This window comes from Rhodoblastus acidophilus, from assembly GCF_900187365.1.
Lineage (GTDB): Bacteria > Pseudomonadota > Alphaproteobacteria > Rhizobiales > Beijerinckiaceae > Rhodoblastus > Rhodoblastus acidophilus.
Genome location: NZ_FYDG01000010.1, coordinates 40,548 through 61,364, shown reverse-complemented (window position 1 = coordinate 61,364; position 20,817 = coordinate 40,548). Strand labels below are relative to the sequence as shown.

Annotated in this window: 18 protein-coding genes; 16 read left to right on the top strand and 2 right to left on the bottom strand. The window is 64.9% G+C overall.

The window, feature by feature from the left end; translation table 11 throughout:
* Nucleotides 1–23 precede the first annotated feature (23 nt).
* Nucleotides 24–1,487: a transcriptional regulator PpsR gene (gene ppsR, locus CFB24_RS16360; protein ID WP_244593210.1), complete on the bottom strand. Its 1,464-nt coding sequence runs from the start codon at nt 1,485–1,487 to the stop codon at nt 24–26.
* A gap of 35 nt (nt 1,488–1,522) precedes the next feature.
* Complete coding sequence (locus CFB24_RS23410) at nt 1,523–2,341, bottom strand: cobalamin B12-binding domain-containing protein (RefSeq protein ID WP_275936877.1); 819 nt, start codon at nt 2,339–2,341, stop codon at nt 1,523–1,525.
* 219 nt (nt 2,342–2,560) lie between these two features.
* Here CFB24_RS23410 and bchF point away from each other — a divergent pair, with 219 nt between their 5' ends.
* The 16 genes from bchF (at nt 2,561) to bchO (ending at nt 20,788) form a co-directional block, all read left to right on the top strand.
* The gene (gene bchF / locus CFB24_RS16350; protein ID WP_206605465.1) at nt 2,561–3,070 is read left to right on the top strand and encodes a 2-vinyl bacteriochlorophyllide hydratase; all 510 of its coding nucleotides are present in this window, start codon (nt 2,561–2,563) and stop codon (nt 3,068–3,070) included.
* Complete coding sequence (locus CFB24_RS16345) at nt 3,067–4,335, top strand: ferredoxin:protochlorophyllide reductase (ATP-dependent) subunit N (RefSeq protein ID WP_088521709.1); 1,269 nt, start codon at nt 3,067–3,069, stop codon at nt 4,333–4,335. Before bchF ends, CFB24_RS16345 begins: the two co-directional genes overlap by 4 nt.
* A gap of 2 nt (nt 4,336–4,337) precedes the next feature.
* Nucleotides 4,338–5,894 (top strand): ferredoxin:protochlorophyllide reductase (ATP-dependent) subunit B, encoded by a 1,557-nt coding sequence (gene bchB / locus CFB24_RS16340; protein ID WP_088521708.1) that lies wholly within the window; start codon nt 4,338–4,340, stop codon nt 5,892–5,894.
* Nucleotides 5,869–9,597 carry a magnesium chelatase subunit H gene (locus CFB24_RS16335; RefSeq protein ID WP_088521767.1) on the top strand — a complete coding sequence of 1,243 codons (3,729 nt, stop codon included), beginning with the start codon at nt 5,869–5,871 and terminating at the stop codon, nt 9,595–9,597. The genes bchB and CFB24_RS16335 overlap by 26 nt, the downstream gene beginning before the upstream one ends.
* Nucleotides 9,594–10,475: a ferredoxin:protochlorophyllide reductase (ATP-dependent) iron-sulfur ATP-binding protein gene (gene bchL / locus CFB24_RS16330; protein ID WP_088521707.1), complete on the top strand. Its 882-nt coding sequence runs from the start codon at nt 9,594–9,596 to the stop codon at nt 10,473–10,475. Before CFB24_RS16335 ends, bchL begins: the two co-directional genes overlap by 4 nt.
* On the top strand, nt 10,475–11,194 hold the full coding sequence (bchM, locus tag CFB24_RS16325) for a magnesium protoporphyrin IX methyltransferase (protein WP_088521706.1): 720 nt from the start codon (nt 10,475–10,477) through the stop codon (nt 11,192–11,194). Before bchL ends, bchM begins: the two co-directional genes overlap by 1 nt.
* Nucleotides 11,191–12,603, top strand: a complete 1,413-nt coding sequence (locus CFB24_RS16320) for an MFS transporter (protein WP_088521705.1) — start codon at nt 11,191–11,193, stop codon at nt 12,601–12,603. The genes bchM and CFB24_RS16320 overlap by 4 nt, the downstream gene beginning before the upstream one ends.
* Before the next feature lie 15 nt (nt 12,604–12,618).
* Nucleotides 12,619–13,386, top strand: coding sequence for a photosynthetic reaction center subunit H (gene puhA, locus CFB24_RS16315; protein ID WP_088521704.1), 768 nt, complete (start codon nt 12,619–12,621; stop codon nt 13,384–13,386).
* Nucleotides 13,383–14,027: a photosynthetic complex putative assembly protein PuhB gene (puhB, locus tag CFB24_RS16310; protein WP_088521703.1), complete on the top strand. Its 645-nt coding sequence runs from the start codon at nt 13,383–13,385 to the stop codon at nt 14,025–14,027. The genes puhA and puhB overlap by 4 nt, the downstream gene beginning before the upstream one ends.
* Before the next feature lie 20 nt (nt 14,028–14,047).
* Nucleotides 14,048–14,524 carry a photosynthetic complex assembly protein PuhC gene (gene puhC, locus CFB24_RS16305; protein ID WP_088521702.1) on the top strand — a complete coding sequence of 159 codons (477 nt, stop codon included), beginning with the start codon at nt 14,048–14,050 and terminating at the stop codon, nt 14,522–14,524.
* Nucleotides 14,521–14,826 carry a hypothetical protein gene (locus CFB24_RS16300; protein ID WP_244593211.1) on the top strand — a complete coding sequence of 102 codons (306 nt, stop codon included), beginning with the start codon at nt 14,521–14,523 and terminating at the stop codon, nt 14,824–14,826. The genes puhC and CFB24_RS16300 overlap by 4 nt, the downstream gene beginning before the upstream one ends.
* Entirely contained in the window at nt 14,823–15,884 is a 1,062-nt protein-coding gene (gene acsF / locus CFB24_RS16295) for a magnesium-protoporphyrin IX monomethyl ester (oxidative) cyclase (protein WP_088521701.1), read from the top strand. The genes CFB24_RS16300 and acsF overlap by 4 nt, the downstream gene beginning before the upstream one ends.
* 11 nt (nt 15,885–15,895) lie before the next feature.
* Entirely contained in the window at nt 15,896–16,984 is a 1,089-nt protein-coding gene (gene puhE / locus CFB24_RS16290; protein ID WP_088521700.1) for a putative photosynthetic complex assembly protein PuhE, read from the top strand.
* Nucleotides 16,985–17,106: 122 nt separating this feature from the next.
* Nucleotides 17,107–18,123: a magnesium chelatase ATPase subunit I gene (bchI, locus tag CFB24_RS16285; RefSeq protein WP_088521699.1), complete on the top strand. Its 1,017-nt coding sequence runs from the start codon at nt 17,107–17,109 to the stop codon at nt 18,121–18,123.
* Nucleotides 18,120–19,898 (top strand): magnesium chelatase subunit D, encoded by a 1,779-nt coding sequence (locus CFB24_RS16280; RefSeq protein ID WP_088521698.1) that lies wholly within the window; start codon nt 18,120–18,122, stop codon nt 19,896–19,898. The genes bchI and CFB24_RS16280 overlap by 4 nt, the downstream gene beginning before the upstream one ends.
* Nucleotides 19,895–20,788, top strand: coding sequence for an alpha/beta fold hydrolase BchO (gene bchO / locus CFB24_RS16275; RefSeq protein WP_088521697.1), 894 nt, complete (start codon nt 19,895–19,897; stop codon nt 20,786–20,788). The genes CFB24_RS16280 and bchO overlap by 4 nt, the downstream gene beginning before the upstream one ends.
* The last annotated feature ends 29 nt before the right edge of the window (nt 20,789–20,817 follow it).

The following is a 20,817-nucleotide window of genomic DNA, read 5'->3' as shown; positions in this document are numbered from 1 at the left end:
GTCAAGTGGGATTTACGGTTGGGTCACGCCCCATCGTCATCCAGGTTGGGTTCGTCCTCGCCCAGGTCGCCGAGACCGTAGCGCCGTAATTTGGCGTAAAACCCTTGCCGGCTGAGGCCGAGCATTTCCGCCGCGGCCGCGCGATTGTCGTGGGTGAGCTCCAGCGCGGCTTCGATGCACAGGCGTTCGATCAGGTCGGTCGTCTCGCGCACAAGGTTTTTCAACGGAACGCGCCCGACGAGGTCGATGAAATGCTCGACGGTGCGGGGCAATTCGCGGCCGCCCAGCCGCTCGCTGCCGGGACGCCAGCCCACCGCGCGGATGGTCAGCCCATAGCAAGGGTCGCCTGCGCCCGGCAGCAGCACGCCGGCCACCTCGACATCCTCGGTGGAGCCGAGTTCTCCACGCACAATGGTCGAAAAATGCCGGACGGCGCCGTGAGCGCGCAGATTGGCGAAGAGAATGCCGACGTCGATCGACGGGCGGCCAAGCCAGCGTTCGATCTTTTCGTTCCGGGCCTGCGCCTCGACGCCGACCTGGGCGAGATCGAGAAAAGCGGCGTTGGCGCCGATCACGCGGAGGTCGGAGCTGACGACCACGAAGGCCTCCGGCATGGCGACCACCATCTGGAGCACATTGGCGTCCTGCTCGGTGCGGGGGCCGGCGCCGCCCTCGACCCGCGAAAACAGCACCAGCAGATGCGCGGCGCTGTCCTGCCGGAACAGCGAGCCCGAGATCAGCACCCGCACGCCGTTCGAAGCGATCTCGACCATGACGTTGTCGACGCGCGGGGCGAGCCGCGCGGCGGCGACAAACGACTGAATGGCCTGCCGGCTGCGCGCATCGAAAAGATCGTTGAACGAGGCGCCGGGAATGCGTCTGGGGTCGACGCCGAACAATGTGGCCGCCGCGGGATTCACTTCAACGATGCGTTGCGTGCTGGCGTCCACGATGGCGACCGGTTCGTTCGAAAGCTGAAAAAGCAGGCGATAGCGCTTTTCAGCGTCCCGGATGCGCGCATATTCGCGCTCCATATCCTGCTGCGCGTCGGCGAGGCGCTGTTGCAGCGCCGCCAGCGCGCGCAAATCGCGTCCCACCGCCACCACGCGCGATTCGGTCTCAAGCCGCACGGCGCAATAGCGCACGGGGACGTCGGAGCCGCCCGACGCCGAGGGATGATTGACCTGTCGCCAGCGCGTCGGCTGCCGAGGATTGGCCTCTCGGAGCAGGTCGTCCACTTTCGGCCGCGTCTCGCTGGTCACCAGATCGGCCCAGCGCCGTCCGAGCCAGCGGCCGCCCAACTCCTTGGCGAGGTCCACGTTCGAAAAGGCGACGTCGAGAATCGCGCCCTCCTTGTCCATGACAAGAGAGACGTCGGCGGAGGCGGCGACAAGCACGCCTGCCGTCGCTGCGTCGATGGCGCCGAGATGCTCCTTCGCGTCGGAGAATCGCCCCTTGGCTGGGGATGCCGACGAGCCTTCGCTCACGTATGCGTTCCTGTTCAAGATGACCGAACGCGATCTCAGCCGCGCGTGTGAAATACGTGTGACATGGCGGACCCGTTTACCAAAGCCTTCTGATGTTTAACAGGAAGTTTGGCGGCGCACACACAGAAATCCGCCCCAATTTTCCGAGCAATATCCGGGCGTCTGGCGAAGATTGCGCCTCCGACGACAACAAGCAGGTTTGGGTTGCGTGAGGCGGCGCGCGCCTCGGCCACCGCCTGCGACAACGATTCAACATTTCGATCGCAACTCAGTGAAAAACCAACGAAATCCCGCCATTCCCGTGACAGGTCGGCGCGAAGGCCGCGGCCCTCGCCGCGCGTGACGCGCCAACCGATGTCGCGAAAAATGGCCTCGGCCACGTCGGCGCCGAGCGTATGCCGTTCGCCAGGCGCGACTTGAAGGAGAATGGAGGGCTGTTTCAACGGCATGCGCGCGGGGCCTTCCGGCGCGATCCGTCCCATGACGCGTTGCAGGGCGCCGCATGCGCGCTGCACGTCGATCAAATCGCATTCGTCGCGATCCCACAGGCGGCCCAACTCGCGGGCCACTGGCGCGAGCACGTCGACCATCACGCCAACCGGCGAGGCGCTGGAGGCGAGGCGCGCCTCTATCTCGTAGCGAAAGGCGTCATCGCCCGCGATGAGCCAGCGCGCAAGCTGGACGCATTGCGCGCGCGAGACCCGCGCCGCGTTCGGCGGGATGTCGTTGCGCGTCGCGCCGGGGCGCTCCGCGTCCCGTTTCGCCAGCGTCCGCAGGGCCTGGAGGGCGCCTGCCTTTTTCGAGGCGGATCCGTCTTTTGTAAGCCGCCGCGGGAACGCGCCCGACTGGTACATGCCGCCCCCAATCTCCGAGACCGCGCCAGCGTCGTGCAACAGGCGGCCGGCGTAATCGCCAGCCCAGCGCGCGACGTCCACGCGCCATGGCCTACTTAAATGTATTTTTTGCTTTACGTCAATTTATCTTGACATTTTTTGCAGCTGGGCCGTACCATTGCCCTCCAGCGATGACCTCTACGCTGCTTGAGTAACGCCTGTTTGCACAGGGAAAACAGTATGATGGTTGAAAGGACGACCGGCGCTGCACCGAAGGCGCTCTATAGTCCCGAGCAGAGGGCGCGCCGTGATGCGACCGTCTGGACGCTTGTCCAGGGGGTGCTGGCGCCCTTTCAGTTTCTTGTCTTTCTCATCTCCCTTGTGCTCGTCGTCCGCTATTTGCTGACGGGCCAGGGACAAGATGTCGCGACGGCGTCGATTGTCGTCAAGGCCATTACGCTTTACACCATCATGGTCACGGGCGCGATCTGGGAAAAGGTCGTGTTTGGCGTTTATCTTTTCGCCGAGCCTTTCTTCTGGGAAGACGTGTTCAGCATGTTGGTCATCGCGTTGCATACGGCCTATATCGTCGCGCTCCTGACGCATGTCGTCGATACGCGCGCTCAGATGATGATCGCGCTGGCCGCTTATGCGACTTATGTGATCAACGCCGGCCAGTTCTTGTGGAAATTGCGTATGGCGCGCCTGCAGGGCGTGAATGTCGCCGCTGTTCCGGAAGTCGCGCCATGAACGAGACGCTCCGCTCGCCTGCGCCTGATGCGCCGGTTGTTCATCACGAGCGCGGTCAGCGCTCGGTCTTTTGTGGTCTTGCCGGGATCGTCTGGCTGCATCGCAAGATTCAGGACGCCTTCTTCCTGGTCGTTGGTTCGCGCACCTGCGCGCATCTGCTGCAGTCGGCGGCGGGTGTGATGATTTTCGCCGAGCCGCGCTTCGCCACCGCGATTCTTGAAGAACGCGATCTTGCCGGCCTTGCCGACGTCAATGACGAGCTCGACAATGTGGTGGCGCGCCTGCTGGAGCGCCGTCCCGACATCAAGATGCTGTTCCTGGTAGGGTCCTGCCCTTCCGAGGTCATCAAGATCGACCTCGTCCGCGCGGCGCAGCGTCTCAACCGCATCCATTCGCCGCGTGCGAAAGTCGTGAGCTATTCGGGCAGCGGCATCGAAAAGACGTTTACAGAGGGTGAGGACGCCTGTCTGGCGGCGCTTGTTCCCGATCTGCCTCTGGACGCTGCGTCGGCGCCTTCGCTTCTGGTCGTCGGCGCGCTGGCTGATGTTGTCGAGGACCAGTTCGCGACGACTTTCCGTGAAATTGGAGTCGAGGCTCGCTTCTTGCCGGCGCGTCGGGCTGATTCGATGCCGGCGGTCGGGCCGAATACGAAGTTTATTCTGGCGCAGCCCTTCCTCGCCGAAACGGCGCGGGCGCTCGAGTTGCGTGGAGCCAAGCGGATTCCGGCAGTCTTTCCGCTTGGTTCGGAAGGCACGTCGCTTTGGCTCAAGGCCGTCGCTGACGCCTTCAACGTTCAGGCGGCGACGCTTGACGCCGCCACGGCGCCGGGGCGCGCCAGGGCGGAGATGTCGCTGGCGCGGCATCGGGAGCAGCTCGCCGGAAAGAAAATCTTCTTCTTCCCGGACTCGCAGCTCGAAGTGCCGCTGGCGCGCTTCCTGGCGCGCGAACTTGGCATGAAGCCGGTCGATGTTTCGACGCCCTATCTGCATCAGCAATTGCTAGCGGAGGAGTTGGCGCTTCTGTCATCGGAAACGCGCCTGAATGAAGGCTCGGCCGTTGACGATCAGCTTGATCGGTGCCGCGAAGCGCGCCCCGACCTCACCGTCTGCGGTCTTGGCCTCGCCAATCCGCTGGAGGCAGAGGGTTTGCCGACCAAATGGGCCATTGAATTGCTGTTCACGCCGATCCAGGGCTACGATCAGGCCGGCGATCTCGCCGAACTCTTCACCCGGCCGCTGACGCGCCGGTCGCGGCTGGAGGTCTGACGATGCAGCTCACGCTCTGGACCTATGAAGGGCCGTCCCACATCGGCGCCATGCGCGTCGCCACCGGCATGAACGGTCTGCACTTCGTCCTGCACGCGCCGCAGGGCGATACCTATGCGGATCTCTTGTTCACGATGATCGAACGCCGTAACAAGCGGCCGCCGGTCACCTATACGACCTTTCAGGCCCGCGATCTCGGCACGGACACCGCCGAGATTTTCAAGACGGCGGCCCGCGACGCGTACGAGCGTCATCAGCCGCGCGCCATGATCGTCGGCTCCTCCTGCACCGCCGAGCTGTTGCAGGACGATCCCGGCGGACTCGCCCGCGCTCTGGCTCTGCCCGTTCCCGTGATCCCCGTCGAACTCTCGGCCTATTCCAAGAAGGAAAACTGGGGCGCGTCGGAGACATTTTATCGTCTGGTGCGCGGGCTTTCCGGAGCCAAGCGCGAGCGCCCGCAGCGCGCCCGTCCGCTCGTCAATCTGCTGGGTCCGACGGCGCTTGGTTTCCGCCACCGCGACGACGTGATTGAGATTACAAAATTGCTCAACGCGCTAGGCGTCGATGTCAACGTCGCCGCTCCGATGGGCGCCACCCCCGACGATCTGACCCGGCTGGGCGATGCCGATTTCAATGTCGTGCTCTATCCCGAGATCGCGCTGCCCGCGGCGCAATATCTCGAAAAGGCCCACGGACAGCCTTACACCAAAACCGTGCCGATCGGCGTCGGCGCCACCCACGAGTTCATCGCGGAAGTGCGCAAGCTCGGTAATCTTTCTGACGGTCAGGCGCTGCCAGAGTCCAATCTGCCGTGGTGGTCGCGTTCGGTGGACTCGACTTATCTGACCGGAAAGCGCGTGTTCATCTTTGGCGACGGCACCCATGTTCTCGCCGCCGAGCGCATTGCGCGCGAGGAGATCGGTTTCGAGGTCGTCGGCCTCGGCACTTTCTCGCGGGAATTCGCGCGTGACGTGCGGGCGCGCGCCGCCGCGCACAATCGCGAAGCGCTGATCACGGACGACTATCTCGAAGTCGAGGCCGCGATCTCCGCCGCCCATCCCGAACTGGTGTTGGGCACGCAGATGGAGCGTCACATCGCCAAGCGTCTGCGCCTGCCATGCGCGGTGATATCCGCGCCGGCGCATGTGCAGGATTTCCCGGCGCGCTATGCGCCTCAGATGGGATTCGAAGGCGCTAACGTCATTTTTGATTCGTGGGTCCATCCGCTGATGATGGGTCTTGAAGAGCATCTGCTTGGCATGTTTCGCGAGGACGCGGAATTTCACGAGCATGCGTCGCATTTGGGCGCTTCCAGCGCCCCTCCGTCTGCGGCCTTGCAACCTGCGGCGCCGCAGCCGGATCTCCCGGCCGCGGCGGCGGTCGCGCCCGCTTCCGGCGATCCCGTCTGGAGCGAGGAAGCGCAAAAGGAACTGAAGAAAATCCCGTTCTTCGTTCGTGGCAAGGCCCGTGGCAATACTGAGAAATACGCGCGCGAGCGCGGTTTGACGATGATTAGCGTGGGAACTTTGTATGATGCAAAAGCCCATTTCGGCCGCTGAGGACTCATCCGTGAAATTCGTGATCGTCACGATGGATTCGCATGTCGCGAGCGCGACTGATCGCGCGCGCATCGCTCTTGCGAAGGAAATTCCGGGTCTGGTCCTGGTGGTCCACGCGGCTTCCGAATTCGCGTCCGAGCCCGAGCGGCTGAAACGCTGCCTGGATGACATCGCCGACGCCGACATTGTCGTGTCGATCATGTTGTTCCTGGAAGAGCATTTCAAACCGTTGTTGCCCGCGCTCATGGCGCGCCGCGAGCATTGCGACGCCATGGTCTGCGCCATGTCGGCCGGCGAGGTGACCAAGCTCACCAAGATGGGCAAGTTCGATATGAGCGCGCCCGCCAGCGGGCCGATGGCCTTGCTGAAGAAGCTGCGCGGCTCCAAGCCGAACAATGAGGCGGCCGGCGCCAGTCAGATGACCATGCTGCGCAGGATCCCGAAGCTGCTGCGCTTCATTCCCGGCACGGCCCAGGACGTGCGCTCCTATTTCCTGACGCTGCAATATTGGCTCGCCGGTTCCGAAGAGAACATGGAGAACCTGGTGCGGTCGCTGGTCGACCGTTACGCCGACGGTCCGCGCCGCCGGTTGCGCGGGGCGCTCAAGGCGGCGCCGCCGAAGGAATATCCTGAAAACGGCGTCTATCATCCGAACATGCCGGGCCGGGTCGCGGAAACCGTCGACCAGTTGCCGTCCACCCCGGGCGCCAAGGCGACGGTGGGCCTGCTGATCATGCGTTCCTATGTGCTGGCGGGGAACACCGGCCATTACGACGGCATGATCGCGGCGCTGGAAGAGCGTGGATTGAGGGTCATCCCGGCCTTCGCCGCCGGTCTCGACGCCCGCCCCGCCATCGAAAAGTTCTTTTTCAAGGATGGGCGCCCGGTCATCGACGCCATGGCGTCGCTGATGGGGTTCAGTCTGGTCGGCGGCCCGGCGTATAATGACGCCAAGGCGGCCGAGGAAATCCTAACCAGGCTGGACGCCCCCTATATCGCGGCTCATCCGGTCGAATTCCAAACGCTGGAGCAGTGGAAGGATTCGGAGCGCGGCCTGCTGCCGGTGGAATCGACCATCATGGTGGCGATTCCCGAACTCGACGGCTCCACGGGGCCGGCGGTGTTTGGCGGGCGCGCGCGCGGCGGTTCGGTTTGCGGCGGCTGCGAAGACGGTTGCTGCTTCCCGGAGTCGGAAAGCTTGCGCGATATGCACGTTTGCAAAGAGCGCGCCAACGCTCTTGCGGCTCGCATCGAGAAACTGGCGGTGCTGCGGCGCTCCGAGCGCGCCAAGCGCAAGATCGCCATCGTCATCTTCAACTTTCCGCCCAACGCCGGCAACACCGGCACCGCCGCCTATCTGTCGGTGTTTGAATCGCTGCACCGCGTGCTCGTGGCGATGAAGGAGGCGGGCTATTCGGTCACGCCGCCGGTCAGCGTCGACGCCCTGCGCGAATCTATCGTCAATGGCAACGCCGCCAATTATGGCGCGGTCGCCAATGTGCATACGCGCATTCCGACCGACGATCATGTGCGCCGCGAACGCTGGCTGAAGCAGATCGAGGCGGCATGGGGCCCGGCTCCGGGCCGCCAGAACACCGATGGTGCGACCATCCATGTTCTCGGCGAGCGGTTCGGCAATGTCTTCGTCGGCATCCAGCCCTCGATGGGCTATGAAGGCGACCCGATGCGCCTGCTGTTCGAGCATGGCTTCGCGCCGACCCACGCCTTCTCGGCCTTCTGCCGCTGGTTGAAGGAGGATTTCGGCGCCGACGCCGTGCTGCATTTCGGCACCCATGGCGCGCTGGAGTTCATGCCGGGCAAGCAGACGGGACTGTCGGGGCAGTGCTGGCCGGATCGCCTGATCGGCGACCTGCCGAACTTCTATCTCTATGCTTCGAACAATCCGTCCGAAGGCGCGATCGCCAAGCGCCGCGCCGGCGCCACGCTGATCAGCTATCTGACGCCGCCGGTCGCCAACGCGGGGCTGTATCGCGGCCTGCTCGATCTGCGCGCCACGCTCGACCGCTATCGCAATTGCGGCCCCGACGCCGACAAGGAGCGCGCGGACCTCGCCGAAATCATCCAGGCGCAGGCGGCGGAACTCGATCTCGCCAAGGCCGAACCCGCCTGGGGCGAAGAGGCGGAGTCCAAGATTCTCGCGCTCGGCGACGCCGTGCTCGAACTCGAATACACTTTGATCCCGCACGGCTTGCACGTGGTCGGCGCGCCGATGTCGCCCGAGGAGCGGGTGGACATGCTGATGTCCATGGCCGAGGCGACCCAGGGCGTGCAGTTGAAGCGTGACGAGGTGTCGGCGTTGGTCGACGGCAAGGCCGTCGATTCGATCACCCGCGACGCGGCCACCCGCGACGTGCTGAAGGCGCTCAAACCCTCGGCGGACTATCTCAGCGAGGATTATGAAGTCGCTGGCATTTTGCGCGCCCTCGACGGCAGGTTCGTGCGGCCCGCGCCGGGCGGCGATCTGCTGCGCATGCCGGAAATCCTGCCGACGGGCCGCAACCTGCATGGCTTTGACCCGTTCCGCATTCCCAGCGCCTACGCCATCCAGGACGGCGCCAAGCAGGCGGCGCGGCTACTCGACCGCTATGTCGCCGACGGCAACGCCTTCCCTGAAACCATCGCCATGGTTCTCTGGGGCACGGACAATCTGAAAACCGAAGGCGCGCCGATCGCCCAGGCCCTCGCGCTCATGGGCGCGGCGCCGCGCTTCGACAGCTACGGCCGCCTCACCGGCGCCGCGCTGATCCCGCTGGAGCAGTTGGGACGCCCGCGCGTCGATGTGGTGATCTCGCTGTCGGGCATTTTCCGCGACCTGTTGCCGCTGCAGATCAAGATGCTGGCCGAAGCCGCCTATCTCGCCGCCTCGGCTGACGAGCCGGCGGAGCGGAACTTTGTGCGCAAGCACGCGCTCGCCTTCATGGCGGCGCAGAACTGCGACATCGAGGAGGCTTCGCTGCGCGTGTTCGGCAACGCCGACGGCGCCTATGGCTCGAACGTCAACAACCTCGTCGAATCCGGCAATTGGGAAAACGAGGACGAACTGGCCGAGACCTACACCCGCCGCAAAGGTTTCGCCTACGGGCGGCAGGGCGCGCCGGCGCAAAAGCCGGAACTGCTCAAGAGCGTGCTGCAGAGCGTCGATCTGGCCTATCAGAACCTCGATTCGGTCGAGTTGGGCGTCACCACGGTCGACAATTATTTCGACACGCTGGGCGGCGTCAGCCGCGCGGTCAAGCGCGCCAAGGGCGAGGTCGCCCCGGTCTATATCGGCGACCAGACCAAGGGCGAGGGCGTGGTGCGCACGCTCAACGAGCAGGTGGCGCTGGAGACCCGCACCCGCATGCTCAATCCGAAATGGTATGAAGGCCTGCTCAAGCACGGTTTCGAGGGGGTGCGCCAGATCGAGACCCATGTCACCAACACCATGGGCTGGTCGGCGACGACCGGGCAGGTCGAGCCGTGGGTTTACCAACGTTTGACCCAGACCTATGTCACCGACCCCGAAATGCGCGAACGTCTCGCCGCGCTGAACCCGGCCGCGACCGCCAAGATCGCGACGCGGTTGCTTGAAGCGCATGAGCGTGGTTACTGGAAGCCCGACCCGGAGATGTTGGCGGCCTTGCAGAACGCCGGTGATGAGTTGGAAGATCGCCTCGAAGGCGTTGTTGCGGAGGTTGCATGAACACCGTGATCCGGAATGCCCAGCCACCAGGATCGGTTCAGGTCGAACTCGACCCGGACATCAGGATCGATACCGCCAAGGTGTTCGCGATCTACGGCAAGGGCGGGATCGGGAAGAGCACGACGTCGTCGAACTTGTCGGTCGCCTTCTCCAAGTTGGGAAAGCGCGTGCTGCAGATCGGCTGCGATCCTAAGCACGATTCGACGTTCACGCTGACCAAGTGTCTCGCGCCCACGGTGATCGACGCTCTGGAGTCGGTGCGGTTCCATATCGAGGAGCTGCGCGTCGAAGATTACATGATGGAAGGCTATAACGGCGTCCTGTGTGTCGAGGCCGGCGGCCCGCCCGCTGGCACCGGCTGCGGCGGTTTCGTGGTCGGCCAAACGGTCAAGCTGCTGAAGGAGCATCGCCTTCTTGACGACACCGATGTCGTCGTGTTCGACGTGCTCGGAGACGTGGTGTGCGGCGGCTTCGCGTCGCCCTTGCAGCACGCCGACCGCGCGCTGATCGTCACCGCCAACGATTTCGATTCGATCTTCGCCGCCAACCGCATCGCCGCCGCTATCAACGCCAAGGCGAAGAATTACGATGTACGCCTCGGCGGCGTGATCGCCAATCGCAGCAAGGCCACCGATCAGATCGACGGTTTCTGCGAGCGGACCGGCCTGAAGCGCGTGGCGCATATTCGCGACGTCGACGCCGTCCGGCGCAGCCGCCTGAAGAAGTGCACCTTGTTCGAGATGGAGGAGACTCCTGAAGTCCTTGAGGTGCGCGAGGAATATATGCAACTCGCCGAAAAGCTTTGGGCCGGCGTGGAGCCGATCGAGGCGACGCCGATGAAGGATCGCGAACTGTTTGAATTCCTAGGGTTCGACTGATGGCCGAAGTGAGCTACGACGCCAAACGCGAGGAATTGCGCACCTATTTCGACCGCACCGCGGTCGAGGCATGGCGTCGCCTGACCTCCGACGAGCCGGTCGGCTCCGTGCGGGCCACCGTTCGGGCGGGACGCGCCGAGATGCGCGCCAACCTGCTGTCCTGGCTGCCGGAAGATCCCAAGGGGATGCGCATCCTTGACGCCGGCTGCGGGTCCGGCGCGCTCGCCGTCGAGGCGGCGCGACGCGGCGCCGATGTGGTCGCTGTCGACATTTCGCCGACCTTGGTCAATCTGGCCAAGGAGCGGTCCGCGTCCGAGGCTTTCGCGGAGCGCATCGACTGGCGCGTCGGCGACTATCTGTCGCCCGATCTCGGCGATTTCGACTATGTCGTGGCGATGGACAGCCTGATCCACTACGAAGGATCGGACATCGCCAAAACGCTGGACACACTGGCGGCGCGCACCTCGCAGGCGATGATTGTCACCATAGCCCCGCGCACTCTGCCCCTCACGATCATGCACGCGGTCGGCAAATTGTTTCCGCGCGGCGACCGGTCGCCGGCCATTGCGCCGATTTCGCAGGCCGCGCTCGAACGCGAAATGCAGCAGTTCCCCGGCCTCGCCAATTGGCGGCTGACGCGCTCCTATCGCGTCGCTCGCGGTTTTTATATTTCCGAAGCCTTGGAATTCCATAAGGATTTGGAGGCGTGCTCCGCATGAATAGCGTGACAGCCGCCATCATGGGACAGCTTAGCCGCCTGCCTTTCGCGGATGCGGGGACGGCTGAGCTTCCGATGGGACGGCTGCTGCGGCTGTCGCTGTTCCAGGTCACGGTTGGCATGGCGGCGACCTTGATGATCGGCACGCTTAATCGCGTCATGATCGTCGAACTCGGCGTGCCCTCGTGGATCGTCGCTCTGATGCTGGCGATTCCGCTATTGTCGGCGCCGCTGCGCACGGTGATCGGATTCCGGTCGGACAGCCACCGCTCCGTGCTGGGCTGGCGACGCGCGCCTTTCATCTGGTTCGGCACCTTGTCGCAGTTTGGCGGCTTCGCCATCATGCCCTTCGCTTTGGTGCTGCTCTCCGGCGACACGACCGCGCCCATGTGGGTCGGGCAGGCGGCTGCGGCGTTGGCCTTCCTGCTCGTTGGCGGCGGTCTTCACACTGTGCAAACTGTAGGTCTTGCACTTGCGACCGATCTGGCTCCGGAACATGCCCGCCCCAAGGTGGTCGCCCTGCTGTGCGCGGCCATGCTGCTGGGCATGGCGGTGAGCGCCTTCGTGTTTGGCCTCGCGTTGCGCAATTTCAGCGAGATCAGGCTGATCCAGGTCATCCAGGGCGCGGCGATGGTGACGCTGGCGCTCAACGTGATTGCGCTGTGGAAACAGGAACCGCGCTACGCTTTGCCGCAGACGGCGGCCGCGCGCGTTGGCTTTTTCGAGGCGTGGACCCTGTTCGCCAATGAGGCGCGGGCGCGTCGCCGCCTCGTCGCCATCGCGCTTGGCACGGCCGGCTTCTCCATGCAGGATATCCTGTTGGAGCCGTATGGCGGCAAGATTCTTCATTTGCCTGTTGGCGCGACCACGGCCTTGACCGCCATGCTGGCGGTTGGCGGCGGCGTCGGCCTGATCCTGGCCGCGCGACGGCTTAACCGTGGCGCGGACCCGCATCGCATTGCTGGCCTGGGCGCCTTGGTTGGGGTGATCGCTTTCGCCTTCGTCATGTTCGCCGCGCCGATGGAATCGGGCGGGGCGTTCGGCGTCGGCGTCGCCTTGATCGGGTTTGGCGGCGGTCTGTTCGCTCATGGCGGCTTGACCGCGAGCATGGCCTTTGCGCGCCCCGAGGCGCGCGGCCTCGCGCTCGGCGCCTGGGGCGCCGCGCAAGCGACTGCGGCGGGTCTGGCCATCGCCGCCAGCGGTTTCATCAATGACACGGTGGGCGCGCTCGCGAGTAGCGGCGCGCTTGGCGAAGCCCTCGCCGATCCCGTGACCGGTTATGTCGCGGTCTACGGAATCGAGATCTTTCTGCTGCTCGCCTCGATCGTCGCGATCGGGCCGCTGTCTCGCAGAACAGTCACCGCCACGCAGGAGGATTGTCTGCGCGGCTCCCCTTCACTTGGCTTTTAAACCCGGAGGCATGCCATGGTTCACGCGAGCGCATTAGGGCATTTGGATGTGGCCCAGCTCACAATATGGGCGTTCTGGTTCTTCTTTGCAGGTCTGTGCTGGTACCTGCGTCAGGAAGACCGTCGCGAGGGCTATCCGCTCGAATCCGAGCAGGACGGCGGTCTGAAGCCGCGCGGCTTCTTGTATATTCCCGATCCCAAGGCCTTCCGCCTGGCCGACGGCACTGTGGTCGAGGCGCCGACCTGCAAAGGCGACACCCGTCCGGTGAACGGCGCGAAGGTGGAGAGCTGGCCCGGCGCTCCGATCGAGCCGACCGGCGACCCCCTGTCCGCCGGCGTCGGTCCGGGTTCGTACAACGTGCGCCCCGAGTTTCCTTACAAGACCGTGGACGGCCAGGATTTGATCTCGCCGCTGCGTGTGGCGACGCATTTCGCGGTCCCGGCCGAAGGCAAGAGCCCGATTGGCTATTCCGTGATTTGCGCTGACGGCAAGACCGGCGGCACGGTCAAGGATCTCTGGATCGACCGTGGCGAATCGTGCGTGCGTTACTACGAAATCGCACTTGCGTCCGGCGGTTCGGTGCTTGCGCCGGTTTGCTTCGTCGATGTCAAGAATAGCGTGCGCGCGATCAAGATCAATGCGGTCACCGCTGATCAGCTGACACGCGTGCCCAAGCTGAAATCCGCTAACTCCATCACGATGCAGGAAGAAGACCAGGTTTCCGCCTATTATGGCGCTGGGACTCTTTATGCGACGCCCGAGCGGGCGGAGCCTTTGCTGTGAAGGTTTTAAACCTGGAAAAGCTACTGCCCTCGGACATTCCGCCCGGGGAGCGCGTTCTCTGGTGCGGCGCCGCCGAATCGAAAAGTCTCTGGCGGCGCGCTTATCGCGCCGACTGGGTGATGATCTGGTTCGGCCTCGCCACGGCATGGACTTTCGTGTCGACCTATGCTGACGAGGGGGCCCAAAAGGCCCTCCTCACAGCGGGGACAACGCTCGTCATTGGCGCTGCCGGTCTTGCGATCCTCGGTCTGCTCGCATGGCTGTCGGCGCGCGCGACGCTCTATGTCATCACTGAGCGCCGCGTCGTGATCCGAAGCGGCGTCGCCCTGCCGATCTTCGTCAACCTTCCGTTCACGCGGATCGTCGCCGCAAATGTTCGTGTTTTCGGCGATGAGACCGGGGATGTTTCGGTCACGCTTGCGGAAGGGCAAAACGTCTCGTATTTTGCGCTCTGGCCGAGCGCGCGGCCGTTCAAGTTCGTCGATCCCGAGCCGACCCTGCGTTGTGTGTCGCAGGCGAGGTCTGTGGCGGAGATCTTGAGTGGCGCGCTCAAAGCGGCGTCTGACCTGTCATCCGCGAAGGATCAGGCTGACGCGCAACCAGCCAATGTTGGCGAGGGAGAGCTTCCCGCTTCGGCGTGACGGCTCGAAAGGGGCGAAGAATGAGCGAGACCGTTCGGAAGAGCGGCCATCACGCGGACTCCATTCCGCGAGGCGTCCTATTCGGCGCTGGCGCGCTTTTGATCTTTGCCTTCTCGATGGCGTTCTACGGGCGGTCCTCGGACTCCGGCGCCGTCCATATGCCTCAGGCGCAGCCCTATCAGACGCTGCGCCTTTTCTTCACGGACCAGGCTGACGGCGGCATCGCTGTTACCGACGCCGACAGCGGCGCGGTTCTTTCCATGGTGGCGCCTGGTACAAACGGCTTCTTGCGCAGCACGATGCGGGGGTTCGCTCACGCGCGCATGCTCGGCGGCATTGGCCCACAAGCGCCTTTCGCATTGACGCGCTGGAATGATGGCACGCTGTCCTTGATCGACGACACGACAGGACGCCGCGTCGATCTGGATGCGTTTGGCCCGAATCAGTCGGCTAGCTTCGCCAAGCTGTTTCCGGCAGCGAAGGCGCCGACGCGTTGAGTGAGCGTTCGCTGTTCTGGAAGCGCCGTCTCGAGGTTCCATGCACCGTGGAAGTCGAGCATACGGCGGAGTCGCTTCATGCCCATGTCGAACTCGACGATGATGTCGAATTGGCGCCCGGGGATGAGGTCTGCGTGATCGACGCGCCGGAACGGCCGCCCTATGGCGAAAAGGTCGTTGTGCGGCGCCGTGCGCTGGTCACGCGGGCGAGTGCGATCGAAAGCCTGTGGAGGCGATTGGTCGGCGGTCTCGGATTGACTGAACTCCACGACGTCAGCTTTTCAGAAAAGAGGTCTCTGTGAACGCACCGATCCGGAAGGTCGAAACCGCCGAAGCCACGGCCATCGCTCAGAAGAACACTGTGCTGAGCCCACGCTTTTACACGACGGATTTCGAGGTCCTGGACCGGATTGACGTGACGCCGGTGCGCGCGGACTGGGACGCGCTGATCGCGGAAATGCGCGCCGATCCCAATAAGCGGCATTTCCAGCGCGACGAGGAGTTCGACCAGACCTTCGTCCTGGAACCGGAACTCGACAAGGAATTTCGCGACTTCCTCATTTCCTCCTGCACGGCGGAATTTTCCGGATGCGTGCTCTACGCGGAAATGAAGAAACGCACCAAAAACCCGGATATGCGCGACCTCTTCACATATATGAGTCGCGATGAAGCCCGCCATGCCGGCTTCATCAACGACACCTTGAAGGATTTCGGCATCGGCGTCGATCTCGGTTTTCTGACACACGCCAAGAAGTACACCTATTTTCAGCCGAAATTCATCTTCTACGCCACCTATCTGTCGGAGAAGATCGGCTACGCCCGCTACATCACCATCTTCCGGCAGCTTGAGCGCCACCCAGAACTTCGGTTTCATCCGATCTTCAAGAAATTCCAACAATGGTGCAACGACGAGTTTCGGCATGGCGAGGCTTTCGCGCTGCTGCTGCGCGCCGATCCCAAGCTGACCCGGGGCGTCAACGTCTGGTGGATCAAGTTTTTCGTGCTGTCGGTCTACGCAACCATGTATGTCCGCGATCATTACCGTCCCGCCTTCCACAAGGCCGTCGGCGTCACGCCGGAGGATTATGACTTCAAGGTCTTCCGCCTCTGCTCCGAGATTACAAAACAGGCGTTTCCGCTCACGCTCGATATCGACCACGCCGCCTTCAAGCCGGGCCTCGACCGCATGGTGCGGCTCGCCCGCGCCATGGAGCGCGCCGAGGCGCGGGGCGGCGTGACGGGCAAGCTCAAGAAGGGCTTGCTGATGGCCGGGGCGGCGGCCGCCTTCGCGGGTCTCTATCTAATTCCGGCCAAGCGCAATCCGTTGCCTGAACCCATCCGCCTCGAACCGGTCTGGTAGGAGACGCGACCGTGCATGACTTCGGCCTGCCGATCCTGGCGACCCTGGCGCTGTGGTGGGGCTCCACCGGCATCATCTTTTATCTCGACAGCTTGCCGCGCAAGACGTTCCCCTACACGATGGGCGCGGCGACCGTGCTGGTTGCTGCCGCGCTGTGGGGGCTGGTGGCCACCTCCAACCATCAGACCGCCGGTTCGGCCTATGGCGCGTTTTCCTATGGCCTGATCTGCTGGGGCTGGCAGATTCTTGGCTTCTACATGGGCTATGTCACCGGCCCGCAGAGGCAGCCCTGTCCGCCCGAACTGCGTGGCCTCGGCCGGTTCATCGAAGGCGTGCGCACGGGCCTGTATCATGAATTGTCCGCGCTGATCGGCGCCGTCGCTCTGCTCGCCCTGAGCCACAACCAGCCCAACCAGCTCGGCTTCTGGACCTATGCGACGCTGTGGTGGATGCACGAGAGCGCGAAGCTGAACGTGTTCTTCGGCGTGCCCAATCTCGGCGAGGAGATGATCCCTGATCATCTGCGCTATCTCGCCACCTACATGTCGCGCCGGCCGATGAACATGTTTTTCCCGTTCTCGGTGACGATCTCGACGGTTATCACGGTCTGGCTGGCCTGGGCCGCCACGGCGGCGACCACGCCGTTCGAGGCGACCGGCTACACCATGCTCGGCACGCTGATGGCGCTGGCGGTGGCCGAACACTGGTTTCTGGTCGCGCCGCTCAACGCCAATGCGCTATGGGCGCCGATGTCGAAGCGCCAGGAGGAATATTCCGGCCTGATCGAAGGCGAGTTGATCGCGCTGGAGAATTTCGCCGACCGCGACGAAAGCTGGACGGCGCCGCTGCCGCATATCTGCGAGGCGCGGCATGTCGCGCAGGTTCTGGAGCTGGTCGCCGCCGGCGCCTTTGGCGAGGTCGAGGAGGTCAAGGGCGCGTTGCGCACGCGCGCGCACTGGATCGCCTTCGAGATCAGCGGCAGCCGCGCCCGCATGACGCCGTTCACGCCGCGCAACCCGCAGGAGCCTCGCATTGTTGCGGTCGGCCGTCATCTCGACCGCGATCGCCTGATGGCCGCGATCGAGAATTGCGCGGCTTGAGCGTTCCCAGAGCAAAAATGACGCACCCGCGCGGCGGCCTGTGTCAACTTGTCTTGATGGAAATCAATTGCCAACTGTCACTCTGAAGTGACATAAAGACGCCGAACAGGGCACTACTACCTATGGCAAATCCGTTTCCTTTTTCCGCTATCGTCGGTCAGGACGATATGCGTCTCGCTTTCATGATTGCTGCGACCGACGCCTCCGTGGGCGGCGTGCTCGCCTTCGGCGACCGCGGCACCGGCAAGTCCACCGCCGTGCGCGCGCTGGCGGCGCTGCTGCCGAAAATCAAGGTGGTCTCCGGCTGTCCCTACAATTGCGCGCCGGAAAAGCATGCCAAGCTGTGCGGCTCCTGCAATGGCGGCGCGAAGCCGAAGACCGAGATGCGCAGCGCGCCGGTGGTCGATCTGCCGCTCGGCGCCACCGAAGACCGCGTCGTCGGCGCGCTCAATCTTGAACGCGCGCTGGCCGCGGGCGAAAAGCACTTCGAGCCGGGCCTGCTCGCCCGCGCCAATCGCGGCTTCCTTTACATAGACGAAGTCAATCTGCTCGAAGACCATCTGGTCGACCTGCTGCTGGACGTGGCCGCCTCGGGCGTCAACCTGGTCGAGCGCGAAGGTCTGTCCCTGAGCCATCCGGCCCGCTTCGTGCTGATCGGCTCCGGCAATCCGGAAGAAGGCGAATTGCGGCCGCAGATGCTCGACCGCTTCGGTCTGGCGCTCGAAGTCCGCACGCCGCAGGATATCCCCACCCGCATGGAAGTCATTCGTCGCCGCGACGCCTATGATCGCGACCCCGAAGCGTTCCACAAGCACTGGGCTGGCGCGGAAAAGAAGCTGCGGACAAAAATCACCCATGCGCGCGAGCGCGTCATCGACGTCGAAGTGCCCGAGGCCGCGCTGGAGCGCGCCACGCGGCTGTGCCTGACGCTCGGCTCCGACGGTCTGCGCGGCGAACTCACGCTGATCCGCGCCGCCCGCGCCTATGCCGCGCTGGAGGACGTCAAGGTGGTTGGCGACGATGAGTTGAAACGCGTCGCGCCCATGGTGCTCAGTCACCGCCTGCGCCGCAATCCGCTCGACGATTCCGGTTCCGCGACCCGCGTCGAACGCGCCGTCCAGGAAGTGTTCGCAAAATGAGCGTGTCGGACGCGGTTTCGACGCCCTGGCGGCGGGCGAGTCTCGCGGCCGCCGTTTTCGCCGTCGATCCGCTCGGCTCCGGCTTGCTGATCCGCTCGGGCGCCGGCCCCGCGCGCGACGCCCTGATGGCGCGCATCGCCGAGGAACTCGCGCCGATGCGCCTGTCGCGCGCGCCTGCCGACATTGCCGACGACCGTCTGATCGGCGGCCTGGATGTGGCGGCCACCCTGCGCGCGGGAAAACCCATTGCGGAAACCGGCGTGCTCGCCGCCGCTCATGGCGGCGTCATCGCCATGGCCATGGCTGAGCGCATTTCCACCGGCGTTGCGGCGCGTTTAGCGGCGGCGCTCGACACCGGCGAAGTCGCGCTGCAACGCGACGGCCTTTCGGCTATCCTCCCGGCCCACGTCGGCGTGATCGCGATGGACGAGGGGCAGGACGACGAGGCGCCGCCCGCCGCTTTGTCGGAACGCCTGGGTTTCTGGGTCAATCTCGAACAGGTGGGTTGGCGCGATGTCGAGCCGCCGGCGCTGACGCCGGAGGATTTCGCCGCCGCGCGCAAACTGCTGCCGCAGGTGCAGACCGACGACAAGGCGATCGAGACCCTGGTGGCGATCGCCGCGCAATTTGGCGTGGATTCGCCCCGTGCGGTGCTGTTCGCCCTGCGCGCCGCCCGCGCGCTCGCCGCGCTGCGCGGCGAGACCAAGGTCGAGCCCGAGGACATCGAACTCGCCGCCGCCTTGACGCTCGGCCCGCGCGCGACCCGTCTGCCCGCGCCGCCCGAGGAGCAGGAGTCCGAGGACGAGCCGCCGCCTCCGCCGCCGGAAGACGAGCCGCCGCCGGACGAACCGCCGGAGCAGAAGGGCGAGGACAATACGCCGCGCGAGTTGGAGGACCAGATCCTCGAAGCCGTGCGCGCCGCGCTGCCGCCGGGGCTGCTGGCCGCGCTGGCCGGCGGCGCGCCGCGTAACCGCCGCTCCAGCGCCAAGGACGGCAAGTCCGGCGAGGAAATCTATTCCATGCAGCGCGGCCGGCCGCTCGACGCGCGCCCGGGTTCGCTGTCCAAGGGGCGTCTCGCGCTGGTCGCCACCCTGCGCGCCGCCGCACCCTGGCGCAAACTGCGCCTGAAGCCGGAGGAAGCTGATTCCCGACGGGTCATTGTCAAGCCGGAAGATTTTCGTATCCGGCGGCACCGCCAGAAAAAGGGCGCGACCACCATATTTGTCGTGGATGCGTCAGGATCTCTGGCTATGACCAGACTCGCCGAAGTCAAGGGCGCCATTGAAATGCTGCTGGCCGATTGCTACGCGCGCCGCGATGAAGTCGCGCTGGTCGCCTTCCGCGGCCGGACGGGCGAGATCGTGCTGCCGCCGACGCGCTCCACCGCGCGGGCGCGTCGCGCGCTCAGCGGTCTGCCCGGCGGCGGCGGCACCCCGATCGCCGCGGGACTCGACGTCGCCCTCGCGGTGGCCGACCAGTGCCGGCGCAAGGGGCAGACGCCGATGATCGTGCTGATGACCGATGGCCGCGCCAATATTTGCCGCGACGGCGGCTCCGGGCGCCCGCGCGCGCTGGAAGACGCGCTCGACGCCGCCAAGCGCATCGCCGCGGCGCAGGTGGCGGCGCTGGCCATTGACACGGCGCAAGTTGGCGGCGGCGGGCCGGATGCGCCGACCCGCGCGCTGGCGGGCGCCATGTTCGGGCGCTATGTCAAACTGCCAAGGGCGGATGCGGCGGTGATCAACGCCGTCGTCCGCAACGCGTTGCCGCAATGAGCGGGCTCGACTTCGACAAGGACGGGGCGGATTGGCCGCTGCGCGAGTCGAGTCGTTTCGTTCGGGCCGGGGGCTATCGCTGGCATGTTCAGGAGCTTGGCGCCGGTCCGCCGGCGCTGCTCGTCCATGGCGCCGCCGGGGCGACGCATTCGTGGCGCGGACTCGCGCCGCTGCTCGCGCCGCATTTTCATCTGGTGGCGCCCGACCTTCCGGGACACGCCTTCACCAAGGCCGAGGGACGCCTGGACGCCTCTCTAAAAGGTCACGCCCAGGCGCTCGAAAGCCTGCTCGCCACGCTCAACTACGCGCCGAAGCTGGTGATCGGCCATTCCGCCGGCGCGGTGATTCTCGGCCGCCTCATCGCGGAAGGGCGGCTGAAGCCGGATGTGTTCGTCTGCATCAACGGCGCCTTCTTCCCGTTCGAAGGCCCGGCCGGCCATATCCTTCCGGTCATGGCGCGACTCATGCACCTCAATCCGCTGGCGGGCCGCCTGTTCGCATGGACGGCGGACCGGCGCCAGGTCAAGCTGCTGATCGACGGCATGGGATCGCAGATCGACGATTACGGGCTCGACCTCTACACCCGGCTGATGACGACGCCGTCGCATTGCTCCGGCGCGCTCGACATGGTGGCGAACTGGGATCTGTCGCGCATCCCCGACGACCTCCGTCGGATCAAGGTTCCGACCCTGCTGATCGTCGGCGACCACGACAAGGCGATCCGCCCCCATATGGCCGACAAGGTCGCCAAACTGCTGCCGCATGCGCAGATCAAACGCTTCCCCGGCGGCCATATCGTTCATGAGGAAGATCCGAACGGCGTCGCTGAAGCGATTCTGGCCGCATGGGCCGCCACCGCAAGCCACCCCTCGGCCGACGGCCAAGAATAGGCTTGTCCGATTAACTTGACGGAGATAGT

What these genes read in the sequence shown, in the direction of transcription:
- bchB (WP_088521708.1), top strand. Translation starts at nt 4,338, where the DNA reads ATGCAGCTCACGCTCTGGACCTATGAAGGGCCGTCCCACATCGGCGCC.
- CFB24_RS16345 (WP_088521709.1), top strand. Translation starts at nt 3,067, where the DNA reads ATGAACGAGACGCTCCGCTCGCCTGCGCCTGATGCGCCGGTTGTTCAT.
- CFB24_RS16320 (WP_088521705.1), top strand. Translation starts at nt 11,191, where the DNA reads ATGAATAGCGTGACAGCCGCCATCATGGGACAGCTTAGCCGCCTGCCT.
- bchI (WP_088521699.1), top strand. Translation starts at nt 17,107, where the DNA reads ATGGCAAATCCGTTTCCTTTTTCCGCTATCGTCGGTCAGGACGATATG.
- bchM (WP_088521706.1), top strand. Translation starts at nt 10,475, where the DNA reads ATGGCCGAAGTGAGCTACGACGCCAAACGCGAGGAATTGCGCACCTAT.
- CFB24_RS23410 (WP_275936877.1), bottom strand. Translation starts at nt 2,341, where the DNA reads ATGTACCAGTCGGGCGCGTTCCCGCGGCGGCTTACAAAAGACGGATCC.
- puhA (WP_088521704.1), top strand. Translation starts at nt 12,619, where the DNA reads ATGGTTCACGCGAGCGCATTAGGGCATTTGGATGTGGCCCAGCTCACA.
- CFB24_RS16280 (WP_088521698.1), top strand. Translation starts at nt 18,120, where the DNA reads ATGAGCGTGTCGGACGCGGTTTCGACGCCCTGGCGGCGGGCGAGTCTC.
- puhC (WP_088521702.1), top strand. Translation starts at nt 14,048, where the DNA reads ATGAGCGAGACCGTTCGGAAGAGCGGCCATCACGCGGACTCCATTCCG.
- bchF (WP_206605465.1), top strand. Translation starts at nt 2,561, where the DNA reads ATGATGGTTGAAAGGACGACCGGCGCTGCACCGAAGGCGCTCTATAGT.
- bchL (WP_088521707.1), top strand. Translation starts at nt 9,594, where the DNA reads ATGAACACCGTGATCCGGAATGCCCAGCCACCAGGATCGGTTCAGGTC.
- bchO (WP_088521697.1), top strand. Translation starts at nt 19,895, where the DNA reads ATGAGCGGGCTCGACTTCGACAAGGACGGGGCGGATTGGCCGCTGCGC.
- CFB24_RS16335 (WP_088521767.1), top strand. Translation starts at nt 5,869, where the DNA reads ATGCAAAAGCCCATTTCGGCCGCTGAGGACTCATCCGTGAAATTCGTG.